A 12,528-nucleotide genomic window follows, 5' to 3' on the forward strand; every position below is an offset into this window, starting at 1 on the left:
AAACAGCATGGCTGGCGCAATGATCAGGCATTCCCGCGCTCTGTCGGACCTGGGTGGTTGACTGGGGCCTATGAGACTGCCGCTCACGCCGCCGCTGGAGCCCATGCTCGCCACCGCCGTCCCGGACATCCCGCTGGCCGAGGGGATGAGCTACGAACCCAAGTGGGACGGCTTCCGTTGCATCGTGTTCCGCGACGGCGACGAAGTCGCCCTGGCGAGCCGGGGCGGCAAGGATTTCACGCGCTACTTCCCCGAGGTCATCGAGCAGGTCAAGGCTCAGCTGCCGGAACGCGTAGTGATCGACTGCGAGCTGGTCGTCATCCGGCGCGAGGAGGGCAGGCTCCCCCGGCTGGACTTCGAGCTGCTCGCCCAGCGCATCCACCCCGCCGCCAGCCGCGTCCGCAAGCTCGCCGAACAGACGCCGGCCGAGATGGTCGCCTTCGACCTGCTCGCCATCGACGACGAAGACCTCACCCAGACGCCCTTCCCGCAGCGCCGGGCCCGGCTGGCAGCCGCGCTTTCGGGCGTACGCCCACCGGTGCACGTCACGCCGCTGACGACCGACGCCGAGACGGCCCGCCGCTGGTTCGTCGACTTCGAGGGAGCCGGGCTCGACGGCCTGATCGCCAAGTCGGCCGATCTGCTCTACGTGCCGAACAAGCGGCTCATGCGCAAGATCAAGCACGCCCGGACGCTGGACGCGGTCGTCGCCGGGTTCCGCTGGCACAAGTCCGGCCCGATCGTGGGATCGCTGCTGCTCGGGCTCTACGACGACGACGGCCTGCTGCATTCGATCGGGGTGACCTCGGCGTTCTCCGCCGCACGCCGCAAGGAGTTGCTCGACGAGATCGCCGAGCTGCGCGACCCGGCCGAGCACCCGTGGCTCGACCCGAAGGAGGGTCAGCGTCTGCCGTCCGCGCCGAACCGGTGGAACTCGACCAAGGACACCTCGTGGGAACCGCTCGCCCCCACCTGGGTGGTCGAGGTCGGCTTCGACGCGATGGAGGGCGACCGGTTGCGGCACACCGGGCAGTTCGTGCGCTGGCGGCCCGAGCGTGACCCGCGTTCCTGCACCTACGAGCAGCTCGACCGGCCGATCAGGCTGGACGTCGAAGAGGTGCTCGCGGGCGGCAAGTAGGCTCACGGGGTCGACGTCGATCACGCGGGAGGACTTCACGTGCGCCGGATCGTGCTGTTGGTGGTGGCCGCGCTGTTCTCAGCCGCCTGCTTCCTGCCTGGCGGGCTGGGCGGCTCTGACGAGGGCGCCGCGCCGTCGCCGACGAAGGACGGCATCTGGACGCCGTGCACCGACGAGGCGCGCAAGATCTATCCGCAGGCCTCGCGGAGCTTCCAATACCACTGCGCCAAGGTCGACGTCCCGAAGGACTGGGCGAAGCCGGACGGCCCGAAGATCCAGATCTCGCTGATCCGGGCCCGCATCGGCAGCCAGTCCGACCGCATCGGGTCGCTGCTGGTCAACCCGGGCGGCCCGGGTGGGTCCGGAGTGGACACTGCGGTCTACCTGACCAACGCGCTGCCGGTGTCGGTGCTGCGACGGTTCGACCTGGTCGGCTTCGACCCGCGCGGGGTCGGCCGTTCCGCCCCGGTCAAGTGCATGTCCGACGAGGACCTCGACGCGTCGTTCGGCTCCGAGCCCGACCCCGTCGAGCAGGCGCAGTTCGACCAGATCGTGACGCTGACCAAACAGATGGACGCCGGCTGCAAGGCGAAGTACGGCGACGATCTGAAGCTCTACGGCACGGTGCAGGCGGCCAAGGACATCGACGCCATTCGGCAGGCCGTCGGCGACGACAAGCTGACCTACCTGGGCTACTCCTACGGCACCCTGCTCGGCGCGACGTACGCCCAGCTCTTCCCGAAGAACATCCGGGCGATGGTGCTCGACGGCGCGGTCGATCCGACGATGAGTTCGGTCGAGGCGAGCGAGTCCCAGGCCAAGGGGTTCGAGCGCGCTTTCAGCAACTTCGACGCGTGGTGCAAGGACCACACCTCCCGCTGCCCGATCGCACCGGACGCACGGGGCGCCATCACCAAGGCGCTGGACCAGGCGCGGGCCAACCCCGTGACCTACGAGGGCCGCAAGGCGACCTCGGGCTGGGTGTTCTACGCCGTCATCTCGGCCCTCTACACCCAGGACCGCTGGACCGATCTGGCCGACGCCATCGACTCGCTGCACGACGGGGACGCCGAAGCGGTGTTCGAGCTGGCCGACGCGTACGCCGAGCGCACACCCGGCGGCAGCTACAGCAACCTCTTCGACGCCAACGCGGCGGTGAACTGCACCGACGACGACTCGCCGCCGAGCGTGAGCCAGATCCGGACCCTCCAGTCGCAGTGGCGCGAGAAGTACCCGCTGTTCGGGGCGCCGCTGGCGATCGGCTCGCTGACCTGCTCGGTGTGGTCGGGCGGGCGTGACCCGGTCCCGACCGGCAAGGCGAACGGCGCGCCGCCCATCGTCGTGGTGGGCACGAAGGGCGACCCGGCCACCCCCTACGAGCAGACTCCGGCGCTGGCGAACATGCTGGGTGTCGGGCACGTGCTGACCTGGGAGGGCGAGGGGCACACGGCGTACCCGGAGACCTCGTGCATCTCGTCGGCGGTCAACGCGTACCTGATCGACCTGACCGTCCCCGCCGAAGGCAAAACCTGCCCCGCCTGACCCGCCCCTCCCCTGTCCGTTCTGGTTGATCATGAACTTACGGTCGTGCTCGACGGCGTGTCGGCGAACCTAGGCCCGTGATCAACTCCCCAAGTCAATGATCAACGAGGCGTGAGCCGGCTCGTCAGGTCCCGTACGCGTTGACGGGCCAGTCGCGCCCGTCGTTCGGAGTCGACGACGGCGTAGCGCAGACGCTGGCCCACGCGCGGCGAAGGGCACTCGGACGGTTCGTAGCCCAGGGCGGTCAACCGGCTCCGGAGGACCGCCTCGCACAGGGCGATCTCGTCGGCCGTGAGCCGGGTCCGCCAGGACCCGGCGCGGGCCTGGCCCACCGGCTGGTGCGTACGCGAATGCCACGGTTTCTCCGCAGGCACGGCGTCGGCGGCGATCTCCGACGGCCGGGTCATCGCGGGGTCGAACTCCTCCCCGAGGAAGGCGCACAGGTCTCGCAGCGCTCGGTCGGGGTCGGCGACGAGGTCTTCGTACCGCAGCTCGTAATACGCGTCAGCTGGCAGGGTTCGGGCCGCCCGCTGGGCACAGTCGACGGCGTACGCCCACTGGGCGGCCAGCGAGGCGATGTCCTTGCGGGTCTGCCACGGCATCTCCTTGAGCGAGGCGCAGCAGTCCCGGCCGTCGCGGACGATCGTGATCAGCTGCGCCGTCGGGAAGAGCCGCCGGATCATGTCCACGTTGTTCAGGTACGCCGGCCGCTTGTCGCCCCAACGCGGCTTGCCGAACCGTTCCGCGTACGCCCGCAGCACGATCGCGAAGAGGCCGCCGAGGTCGCCGGGACCGTCGGCGAGCCGAGCGCGGATGTCGTCGGCGTCGAGTCCCAGGTCCCCGAACTTGGACTGCGGCCGGTCGACGATCCAGCCGGCGAGCTTCTCCCGGGACGAGCGCAGGCGAAGGTCGCCGAACGTACGCCGGGCCAGGTAGCCGGGCAGCACGAAGCGGTTCTCCGGCGGGATCGCGATCCGGGGATGCCGGTGCAGCATGAGCTGCACCATCGTGGTGCCCGAACGAGGACAGCCCATGACGAAAATCGGACGTTCCGCATCTTTGTCGGCCATTGCCCACGAATTGTGGGCGATGGCCGTCAGCAGTCACTGGAAGCGCGCCCGATCCTCGTTCACAAAATGTTCAAGACTCACTCGGACGGGGTGCGCGCACGACTAGGTTGCACGCGCATCGGCTCCCCCGGCATCTTCGGGTAATCCGGCGGATACGGCTGTTCGACCGGGTCGGCCGCCCACCACTCCATGAGGGTCTCCAGCCCGAAAACCTCACCCTCGCGGTCGGCCCACGGATCGCCCGTCGCCGCCAGCCGCTTCGGCACGGTACGCAGATCGAAGTCGTTCGGGTCGACGTCGCGCAGCTCGTCCCAGCCGACCGGGGCGCTCGCGGTCGCCCTTTCGTTGGCCCGCAACGAGTACGCAGCCGCGATGGTCCGGTCGCGGGACATCTGGTTGAAGTCGATGAAGATGCGTTCGCCGCGCTCTTCCTTCCACCACGCCATCGTCACGCGCTCGGGATGCCGCCGCTCCAGCTCCCGGCCGAAGGCGATGGCGGCGTGCCGGGCCTCGATGAAGTCCCACTCCGGGCGTACGCGGACGAACAGGTGGATGCCCCGCCCGCCGGAAGTCTTCGGGTACGCCGTCAACCCCGCCTCGGCGAACAGCTCGCGAGCCAGGAAGGCCACCTCGACGGCGTCGGAGAAGTCCGTCCCCGGCTGGGGATCGAGGTCGATCCGCAGCTCGTCCGGATGGTCCGGGCGCTGTCCGCGTACCGGCCAGGGGTGGAACACGATCGTGCCCATCTGCGCCGCCCACGCCAGGTGCGCCGGCTCGGTCGGGCACAGCTCGATGGCCTTGCGCCCGCTCGGGAAGGTGATCTGGGCGGTCGTCAGCCAGTCGGGCACACCCCGCTCGGGTACGCGCTTCTGATAGAACGCCTCACCGGTGATCCCGTCGGGGAACCGCTGCAACGTCGTCGGCCGGTCGCCGACCGCGCGCAGCATCGCCTCCCCGACGGCCAGGTAATACTCGAAGACGTCCCGCTTGGTGTAGCCCCGCGAGGGAAAGATGATCTTGTCGGGACTGCTGAGTCTTACGGATCGCTTACCGACCTCATACGTCTGCGCCTCGGCCTTGGGCATACGGCGACGCTACCCCGTACCGTGAAGGCATGGAGAAGATCTCGGAGGACGAGTGGCGTGTCCGGCTGAGCCCGGCGGAGTATCGCGTGCTCCGTGAGGCCGGCACCGAACCCGCCTTCACCGGCGAATACGTCGACACCAAGACCAAGGGCGTCTACCGCTGCCGCGCCTGCGGAGCGGAACTGTTCAGCAGCGACACGAAGTTCGACAGCCACTGTGGCTGGCCGTCCTTCTACGACCCGAAGGACGCCGCGGTCACCCTGCTGGAGGACCGCTCGCTCGGCATGGTGCGGATCGAGGTGCGCTGCGCGAACTGCGACTCCCACCTCGGGCACGTCTTCGAGGGCGAGGGCTACCCGACGCCGACCGACCAGCGGTACTGCATCAACTCGATCAGCCTGACGCTGGAACCGGAACAGCGGGCCTAGCGCGTCTCGTCGCCGATCCGCTCATCCGGCGACCGCCCACGCCCGGTCGCGGGCCGAGGTGATCAGCGCCAGGATCTCGTCGACCGGCCCGACATAGCGCAGCACGATCATCGAAGTCACGGGGCGGCGGCCGACCGCGGCGGCGACGGTGTCCCACGGTCGCGGAAACTCGCCGAACGCGACCGAGCCGACGTCGTCACCGTGGCGCCGGACCACCGGCGGCAGCAGCAGGTCGAAGGTCATCGCACACACCTGGGGGCGACGCCCGCCGATCGCGACGATCACCTGGCGCTCCGTGATCGTGTACCTGGTGCTGAGTAGGGACACACCACGGACAAGCGGGTGGCCCAGTGTCACCCCGATGCCGATGACCAGGGACACGACCCGCCACTCGAAGCGCACCGCGGAGAGGAAGGTCCGCTCGTTGAGGTAGTCCACGATGAACCAGACGTTCACCGCGATCCACACCACCCCGATCAGCGCGATCAGCCAGTCGGACCGTTCGATGAAGAAGTACCGGTCGGGCTCTCCCCGCCACAGCACGCGATCCCCGTTCTGTTCCGTCACAGGCGAAGTATGGTGCACCTCCGCCGATCGCGCTGTACGCGCCGACGCCGCGGCGTGATCACGCCATCCAAGGGGACAGCGGCGGCGGTGGAGCCGGCGGAGCGACGGGAGCGGGCGGAGCCGAAGGCCGTCCGACGCGGTCCAGGACAGCGCCGACGACGACGCCGATCAGGATCGCGATCGAAGCGACCAGGTAGTACGACACCCACGACTTGACGCCTTCGAGGGCCAGCGCGGTGTTGCCGAACACGACGACCAAGGTCGCGAGCACGGTGCCGAGGACGCCGCCGCGCCCAGTGGCAGCGCTGATCCCGGCGAGCAGGACGACCGCGGCCGCGCTGAGGAGGCGGCCACCGTCACCGGCGGGCGAGGCGAACCCGACGTAGCTGATGAACATCACGCCGGCGAGGCCGGCGACCAGGCTCGACAGGGCGAAGCTGCCGATCGCCCGCAGGACCCGCGAGCCGAACGTGGCGGAGTCGCGGGGCAGCCCGGTGGCGAGGAAGACGACGGCGCCGATCACCGAGCCGAGGACGAAGACGGCGGCCCAGATCGCGACCACCCACACCTCGGCCCGCCCCGTGCCGGGAACGACCAACCCTTGGGCGTCGGACAGCCCAAAGGACACCGCTTCGGCGATCCCGAGCCCGCCGATCGAGACGGCCCACCCGGGTGCGCCGGTGACACCGGTGATCGCGCCGAGGATCAGGCCCAGGATCAGCACCGCGACGACGGCAGCCGCCCCCGCGGCCAGGTCCGGCCAGTCCTCCTGGACGAGCTTGGCGTAGATGATCCCGGCCAGCATCGCCTGGGCGGCGACCGCCAGGTTCACCGAACGAAGGCGTACCGAGACGGCCAGGGCGCTCGCCAGCAGGCCGGTCGCGGCGAAGTTCAGCCACACGTTCCGGCCGATGACGTCGATGCCCTCTTGCACCACGAGATAGGCGAAGCCCACGATGGCGAGCAGGACCAGAATCCCTTCCCAGCCAAGGTGTGCGACCAGGCTCGCACCACGGCGGGGACGAAGCGGTTCCGGGGTGATCGGAGGGGCGAGGACCGTCATGCGGTCCACTATAGAGGTCGATGCACAATCGCCTCGGCCACGAGAATCTGCGTCGCTTCCAGGGCGTTCTCGCCGTCCTCGATCGTCCATAGTGAATTCTGAAGCGTCCGGCCCAGGGTCCAGAGCACGGCGCGCTGCCGATCCAGTCCCATGACCTCCACCATCGCGTCGAACCGACGGCGTACCGCCCGGTGCGGATCGTAGGCGGCGAGCACCTCGTGCCAGCGGTTGTGCAACGCCGGCAACAGCTCGAAGGCAGGATCGCCGGACAACGGCTTGGGGTCGATCGCGAGCCATTCCTCGCGCTCCGCGGCCAGCACGTTCTCGAAATGCAGATCCCAGTGCAACAGCTGATCGCCGCACTCACCCGCCACCTCGCGAACGGCCGCCGCCCACTCCAGGACCAGCTTGCGGTCATCGGGATTGGCCAGCCGCTGGGCAGCCGCAGGCGCGGACTCCAGCATGCCCGCGGCTATCTCACGCAAGCTGCGGACACCTTCCGGCGACTTGTACGCGTTGAGGCGTACAAGTAGTTGAGCGACGATCTGCGCGGCCTGGACGTCGTCGCGGACGCTGAGCAGATCGCGCCGGGAGTCGAGGCGCTCCAGCAGCATCGTGCCCGCGACCGGATCCTCGCGGAGCAGGCGCACCGCCCCGTTGCCGTCCCAGGTACGCAGAGCCGCCGCCTCGCCGGGGTGTTCCGGGTCGTCGATCTGCAGCTTGAGCACGGCCGGCCCGTCGGCGGTCCGCACCGGGACGACCAGGGCGACCACCCCGTTCATCACCGGGCCGTCCACGGTGAGCCCCCACTTGTCCAGGTGCTCGGCGGCCAGGCGGGGCGCGTCGGCGACCCAGGCCCGGCCGCGATCCCCGTAGTACTTGGGCAGATTGGCGACGAGCTGCTCCGGAACGGTGATCATGCAGCAAATGTAAATGGGCTCCCGCCGAAGCGGGAGCCCATTGGGAGCCGGATCAGGCTTCGAGCGCCGGGGTGTCGGGGGTCGAAGCGATCTCGATGCGCTTCGCGGCGGCGCCCGCGTACGCGCCCGCTACCTTGATGGTCAGAATGCCGGCGTCGTACTCGGCGGTGATCGCCTCCGACGTGACGTGCGCGGGAAGTGCGAACGACCGGCGGAAGCCGCCGTAGCGGACCTCGCGCAGGGTACGGCCGTCCTTCGCCTCGGCCCGCTCGTCGCGACGCTCGCCGCGGACGATCAGGTGAGCGCGCTCGATCTCGACGACGACGTCCTTGGCGACGTCGAGACCGGGCAGCTCCAGGCGGACGACCGCGTCGTCACCGTCGCGGTCGATCTCGGCGGCGGGGGTGAACCCACTGGTCCGCACGGTCGGGCCGAAGGCACGGCGGACGATCTGGTCGAACTCGGCGAACGGGTCCCGGCGGGTCCACGGCGAAAGCGTGCTCATCGTTGTCTCCTCAAGTCTCTGTGGCTATCCGGCACAACTTGAGTCGCCTCGACTCAATTCCGCGCTGTGACCGGGGCCACATAGGTCGGCAGCTCGATCTTGCTGCTGACCTCCTGGCCCATCTTCAGCATCGCGTTGAGCAGGAACTTCCGGCTGAGCAGGCCGTCCCGAGCCATCCGCCCGAAGGTGGTCGCCGGGGCGAGGAACTTGCCGGTGCGGTCGCCGCCCACCTGGGTGCCTTGAGCGTACGGGCGGACCAGTTTCTCGTAGCGCTCGAAGGCGGCCCGGTAATCGCCGCCGGCCCGGGCCAACTCCCCCGCCAGCACGTACGCCGCCACTGTCCCGGTGCCGGTGCCCATCCCGCCGATCGTGGCGCCGCAGGCGGCGTCCCCGACCAACGCGACGCGTCCGGTCGACCAGGGTTCGATGTCGACTCGGCTGATCGAGTCGAAGTACAGCTCCTTGGCCTCGGCCAGGGAGGCCAACAGCCGGGGCGTCTCCCAGCCGAGATCGCCGAACGCCCGGCGGACGATGTCCTTCTGCTGCTCGACGTCGTGCCGGTCGTACGCGATCGGGTCCGACTTGAACATCACGAACGCGCCCGCCCGCGTCTCGTCCCGGTACGCCCGCCCGATCGAGACGAGGCGCCCCGGCACGTTGTAGTTGAGCGAACCCGGCGGCAGCTCGAGGTAGTTCTGCAGTTCCCACGTCGCGACGTAGTAGCCGAGATGGGTCTCGTACTTGCCGGCCGGGAACGCCAGCCGCCGCACGTTGGAGTGAACGCCGTCGGCCCCGACGACCAGGTCGTACTCCTCCGTCCGGCCGGAGGCGAAGGTGACCTCCACCTTGTCGCTCCGCTGGCTCAGCCTGGTGATCGAGTCGCCGAAGACATACCGGGCGCCCGCCCGGACGCCGTGCTCGTAGTAGACCTGGGCGATGTCCTCACGTAGGACTTCCAGCTCTCCGGCGGCGAAGTCGCTCGGCAGGTACAGCCGTTGCCGGCCGCGCTCGTCGACGAAGGTCATCGGGCTGCCGTGCGTACGCCGATCGCGGAGATCGTCGAGCACGCCCATCCGCTCCAGCACGGTGAAGTGCGCCTCCCCCCGGAAGTCGACCGCCTGACCCCCGCCGCGCAGGCTCGGGGCGATCTCGACGACGGTCGGCTCGAACCCGTACTTCGCCAGCCACAACGCGAGCGCCGGACCGGCGATGCTCGCACCCGAGATCAAGATCCTCATGATTCCTCCAAAACAGTGTCTGCTGGAAACAGTTATTAGTGTGTACGCTAGACACAGTTTTCGCAAGCCTGATCTTCGAGAGGTGTCCGTGGACGGTCTTGAACTGCTCTGGAGCGCTCGGCCCCAGCCGAAGCGAGGTCCCAAGCCGGCGCTGTCGACAGAGCAGATCGCGCGCAAGGGCATCGAGATCGCCGACGCGGAGGGCCTGGCCGCGGTGTCGATGCAGCGCGTGGCGGCCGACCTCGGCTACACGAAGATGTCGCTCTACCGGTACGTGCCAGGCAAGGCCGAACTCGTCGCCCTCATGGCCGACCTGGCGATCGGCAGCCCGCCACCGTTGACCGGCGACGGCTGGCGCGACCGGCTCAACGCGTGGGCACAGGCTTTACTGCCAGGCTTCGCGGAGCATCCGTGGACGATCGAGGCGACGACCGGCCCGAGGATTCTCGGCCCGAACGAGGTGGCCTGGATGGAGGCCGCACTGTCCGCATTGGACGAAACCGGCCTGAAGGGCTGGGAGCGCATGGACGCCGTCGTGGTCCTCGCCGGCCACGTACGCACCATCGCCACCCAGCTGTCCGCCACCCCCACCGGCGACCCCGAACGCCAGCTCGGCACGGTGCTGTTCGAGATCATGCGCGACCACGGCGACCGCTTCCCGGCTGTCAACGCGGCGTTGACGTCGACGCTGACCGAAGGTGGTCAGGATCATGCGCTGGACTTCGGGCTCGCCCGCATCCTCGACGGGATCGGCGTCCTCATCGCCTCCCGCTGACCCCGCACGCATGCAGATCACGGTTGTGCATGCCTCTGCGGCCTGCGGAGGCATGCACAACCGTGATCTGCACCTTTAAGGTCAGCGGTTGGGGCGCAGGGTCCAGGTCACCGTCATCTCGGCCGCCACCGCGCCGTCGCCGCGCGTGATCTCGATGGCCACGTCGAACTCCGGGCGGGTGCCGGCGGCCAGTTCGGCTACGACGTCGGCGACCGGGCGGGCCAGCCGGGCCGTCGCGCGTACGTCGCCGACGGCGAGCTTGCGGTAGGCGATCCGGGCGTTGACCGCCAGCGGTACCGCGTCGGCGAGCTGTGCGCCGAAGGCGGCCAGGACGACGCCTCCCGAGGCGGTCTCCCCCAACGAGAACATCGCTCCGGCGTGCGGGCCGCCGACGTGGTTGTGCAGGTCCGGCCGGTCCGGCAGGTCGGCGACGACCTCGGTGCCGTCCGGCGACACGGAGGCGAACGTGATGCCGAGCGTCTTCACGAGCGGCACCGACTGGGTCATGCCGTCGGCGAGGGCGGCCACGTCAAGGGTCATGCCGCCAAGTTACTCGCCGGTAACAGGTGTGCGCTACCCGGTCGGCGGCCGAGATCAGTCGGCTGTCGTGAACCGGACGTCGTGCTCGGCCCCTGGCACGAGGAACTCCAGCAACCGCAAGCCTTCCGCCTCGATCGCCGACCGCTGCCGGGCCGGGAAGGGCTGGAACGAGGTGACGGTCACGTGCGCCTTTCCCTTGCTCTTCTCAGGCCGCCAGCTCGCCCGCACGAACCCGTCGAGCAGGACGCTGCCCAGCGCCATGTTGCTCAACGGCCACAACAACTTCCGGTACGCCGGATCGAGCACGCGGGTGCGGTCGGCGTACGACAGCAGGATGTTGTCGAAGTCGTAGAGGAACCGGACGGGCACGGCCACCTCCGCCTCCGGCCGGGGCGCCTCCGGCACGTCGAACAGCTCCCGGCCCTGCTCATCCGCGTACGCGTGGAGCCGCGGCCGGAGCCGCTCGAACACCTCGCCGAGCCGCGTGAGCCCGGACCACGTCTGGGCGTCCTGGACGGAGGCCGGGCCGAACGCGGTCAGATAGCGCACGATGAGCTCGTCGATCGACGGGTCGGTGGCCAGCGGCCGCCCGAGGTAATGCTGCGCGGGGACGTGCACGGCCAGGCCGCTACGCCCCCACAGCCCGCGCGGCGGCGGCTGGACGAGCGCCGCGTAGGTGCGGACCGCCTGCGCCATCGACTGTCCGTCGCGGTCGGGCCACTTCTCCGCCAGGCGTTTGCCGAGATCGTTGAAGGTCAGCGGCTTCTCCTCCAGCAGGCTCACCCCCGCCGCGACGACCTCGGCCAGGTCGACGCCCGGCAGCTGCTTGCCCCAGTTGGAGGCGAAACTGCGCTCGCCGACCGTCTGCACCAGCGGCCGCAGCGCCAGGGCGTCATCGGCGGTCACGAGATGGATAGTGGAGCGCTGCAAGGCGATCCGGACCAGCGAACGATCCTCCATCATGGTGACGACCTGCTGCGGATCGAAGTCCGCCAAGCGGCCCCAGAGCCCGGCGTACCAGCTGTGCGTGGTCTGGGCCTGCAGGCCGCACAGATGCCGGACGGCCTCGGCCACCGGCAGAGGCGAGCGTCGCAGCAGGAGTTGGCGGTCAAGGGTCGCGCGGTTGAGATCGCGCAGGGAAAGCACAGCAGGCACAGACCAGATCTACCAGCACCCTCCGACATTCGGCGAGCTATCGTTGCGTGCCATGACGGCGCGGGAGGACGACGACTGGCGGCGCCGGCGCGATGACGCCGTGGCCAAGCACGCCGCCGCGGTGGCGCGCGCCCGGGAGATCGAGACGACGCAGGCGCGCAAGCTCGTCACCGAGTTCGTCGAGGAGGCCCGCCGCAAGATGATCCCGCCGGAGCGGCTCGTGGCCTTCGCCTTCAACGGGCGGTCGCACTATCGGACCGGGCTGCACGGCTGGTACATCCATCCGAATCACTCCCTCGCCGTCGGCGTCGACGGCGAGTTCTATGTCCTCGGCGTGCCGGCCTCGCTGCGCTCGCGGCTGTTCGGCGCGCGACCGGCACCGAGCGATCCCATGCTGGTCATCGGCCGCGGCGCTAAGGACGGCGAATCGATCTCCTTGCGTGAGCTGCTGCACAGAAGGCTCGCGCCGAAGACGGGCGACGCCTAGTCCGACCCGTTAGGG

At 69.4% G+C, this 12,528-nt stretch carries 14 protein-coding genes; 5 read left to right on the forward strand and 9 right to left on the reverse strand.

The window, feature by feature from the left end; translation table 11 throughout:
- Positions 1–70 precede the first annotated feature (70 nt).
- Both HDA40_RS15755 and HDA40_RS15760 read left to right on the forward strand, forming a co-directional pair.
- Positions 71–1,138: an ATP-dependent DNA ligase gene (locus HDA40_RS15755; protein ID WP_253756431.1), complete on the forward strand. Its 1,068-nt coding sequence runs from the start codon at positions 71–73 to the stop codon at positions 1,136–1,138.
- Between the two features lie 39 nt (positions 1,139–1,177).
- Positions 1,178–2,680 carry an alpha/beta hydrolase gene (locus HDA40_RS15760; protein WP_253756433.1) on the forward strand — a complete coding sequence of 501 codons (1,503 nt, stop codon included), beginning with the start codon at positions 1,178–1,180 and terminating at the stop codon, positions 2,678–2,680.
- Positions 2,681–2,781: 101 nt separating this feature from the next.
- On the opposite strand, the gene HDA40_RS15765 is transcribed toward HDA40_RS15760, so the two are convergent.
- Both HDA40_RS15765 and ligD read right to left on the reverse strand, forming a co-directional pair.
- Positions 2,782–3,750 carry a sulfotransferase family protein gene (locus HDA40_RS15765; RefSeq protein ID WP_253756435.1) on the reverse strand — a complete coding sequence of 323 codons (969 nt, stop codon included), beginning with the start codon at positions 3,748–3,750 and terminating at the stop codon, positions 2,782–2,784.
- A gap of 77 nt (positions 3,751–3,827) precedes the next feature.
- Positions 3,828–4,835: a non-homologous end-joining DNA ligase gene (ligD, locus tag HDA40_RS15770; RefSeq protein ID WP_253756437.1), complete on the reverse strand. Its 1,008-nt coding sequence runs from the start codon at positions 4,833–4,835 to the stop codon at positions 3,828–3,830.
- A gap of 29 nt (positions 4,836–4,864) precedes the next feature.
- On the opposite strand from ligD, the gene msrB reads away from it, so the two are divergent.
- Positions 4,865–5,263, forward strand: a complete 399-nt coding sequence (gene msrB, locus HDA40_RS15775) for a peptide-methionine (R)-S-oxide reductase MsrB (protein WP_253756439.1) — start codon at positions 4,865–4,867, stop codon at positions 5,261–5,263.
- 21 nt (positions 5,264–5,284) lie between these two features.
- Here msrB and HDA40_RS15780 read toward each other — a convergent pair whose 3' ends face one another.
- From HDA40_RS15780 to HDA40_RS15800, 5 genes are read right to left on the reverse strand one after another with little or no spacing between them, the layout of a single operon-like run.
- The gene (locus tag HDA40_RS15780; protein ID WP_253756441.1) at positions 5,285–5,830 is read right to left on the reverse strand and encodes a hypothetical protein; all 546 of its coding nucleotides are present in this window, start codon (positions 5,828–5,830) and stop codon (positions 5,285–5,287) included.
- 58 nt (positions 5,831–5,888) lie between these two features.
- Positions 5,889–6,893: an ABC transporter permease gene (locus HDA40_RS15785; RefSeq protein WP_253756443.1), complete on the reverse strand. Its 1,005-nt coding sequence runs from the start codon at positions 6,891–6,893 to the stop codon at positions 5,889–5,891.
- Between the two features lie 8 nt (positions 6,894–6,901).
- Positions 6,902–7,813: an aminoglycoside phosphotransferase family protein gene (locus HDA40_RS15790; protein WP_253756445.1), complete on the reverse strand. Its 912-nt coding sequence runs from the start codon at positions 7,811–7,813 to the stop codon at positions 6,902–6,904.
- 52 nt (positions 7,814–7,865) lie between these two features.
- On the reverse strand, positions 7,866–8,318 hold the full coding sequence (locus HDA40_RS15795) for an Hsp20/alpha crystallin family protein (RefSeq protein ID WP_253756447.1): 453 nt from the start codon (positions 8,316–8,318) through the stop codon (positions 7,866–7,868).
- A 53-nt stretch (positions 8,319–8,371) separates the two neighbouring features.
- On the reverse strand, positions 8,372–9,556 hold the full coding sequence (locus tag HDA40_RS15800; protein WP_253756449.1) for an FAD-dependent monooxygenase: 1,185 nt from the start codon (positions 9,554–9,556) through the stop codon (positions 8,372–8,374).
- Between the two features lie 88 nt (positions 9,557–9,644).
- On the opposite strand from HDA40_RS15800, the gene HDA40_RS15805 reads away from it, so the two are divergent.
- Positions 9,645–10,331, forward strand: coding sequence for a TetR/AcrR family transcriptional regulator (locus tag HDA40_RS15805; protein ID WP_253756451.1), 687 nt, complete (start codon positions 9,645–9,647; stop codon positions 10,329–10,331).
- A gap of 81 nt (positions 10,332–10,412) precedes the next feature.
- Here the strand turns inward: HDA40_RS15805 and HDA40_RS15810 are convergent, their stop codons facing one another.
- Both HDA40_RS15810 and HDA40_RS15815 read right to left on the reverse strand, forming a co-directional pair.
- Positions 10,413–10,871 (reverse strand): YiiD C-terminal domain-containing protein, encoded by a 459-nt coding sequence (locus HDA40_RS15810; protein WP_253756454.1) that lies wholly within the window; start codon positions 10,869–10,871, stop codon positions 10,413–10,415.
- A gap of 54 nt (positions 10,872–10,925) precedes the next feature.
- On the reverse strand, positions 10,926–12,026 hold the full coding sequence (locus HDA40_RS15815; RefSeq protein ID WP_253756456.1) for a winged helix DNA-binding domain-containing protein: 1,101 nt from the start codon (positions 12,024–12,026) through the stop codon (positions 10,926–10,928).
- Positions 12,027–12,078: 52 nt separating this feature from the next.
- Here HDA40_RS15815 and HDA40_RS15820 point away from each other — a divergent pair, with 52 nt between their 5' ends.
- Positions 12,079–12,513 (forward strand): hypothetical protein, encoded by a 435-nt coding sequence (locus tag HDA40_RS15820; RefSeq protein ID WP_253756457.1) that lies wholly within the window; start codon positions 12,079–12,081, stop codon positions 12,511–12,513.
- Positions 12,514–12,528 lie beyond the last annotated feature (15 nt).

This window comes from Hamadaea flava, from assembly GCF_024172085.1.
Lineage (GTDB): Bacteria > Actinomycetota > Actinomycetes > Mycobacteriales > Micromonosporaceae > Hamadaea > Hamadaea flava.

Coding starts and splice junctions, on each gene's coding strand:
- HDA40_RS15755 (WP_253756431.1), top strand. CDS start 71: ATGAGACTGCCGCTCACGCCGCCGCTGGAGCCCATGCTCGCCACCGCC.
- HDA40_RS15765 (WP_253756435.1), bottom strand. CDS start 3,750: ATGGCCGACAAAGATGCGGAACGTCCGATTTTCGTCATGGGCTGTCCT.
- ligD (WP_253756437.1), bottom strand. CDS start 4,835: ATGCCCAAGGCCGAGGCGCAGACGTATGAGGTCGGTAAGCGATCCGTA.
- msrB (WP_253756439.1), top strand. CDS start 4,865: ATGGAGAAGATCTCGGAGGACGAGTGGCGTGTCCGGCTGAGCCCGGCG.
- HDA40_RS15785 (WP_253756443.1), bottom strand. CDS start 6,893: ATGACGGTCCTCGCCCCTCCGATCACCCCGGAACCGCTTCGTCCCCGC.
- HDA40_RS15790 (WP_253756445.1), bottom strand. CDS start 7,813: ATGATCACCGTTCCGGAGCAGCTCGTCGCCAATCTGCCCAAGTACTAC.
- HDA40_RS15795 (WP_253756447.1), bottom strand. CDS start 8,318: ATGAGCACGCTTTCGCCGTGGACCCGCCGGGACCCGTTCGCCGAGTTC.
- HDA40_RS15800 (WP_253756449.1), bottom strand. CDS start 9,556: ATGAGGATCTTGATCTCGGGTGCGAGCATCGCCGGTCCGGCGCTCGCG.
- HDA40_RS15810 (WP_253756454.1), bottom strand. CDS start 10,871: ATGACCCTTGACGTGGCCGCCCTCGCCGACGGCATGACCCAGTCGGTG.
- HDA40_RS15820 (WP_253756457.1), top strand. CDS start 12,079: ATGACGGCGCGGGAGGACGACGACTGGCGGCGCCGGCGCGATGACGCC.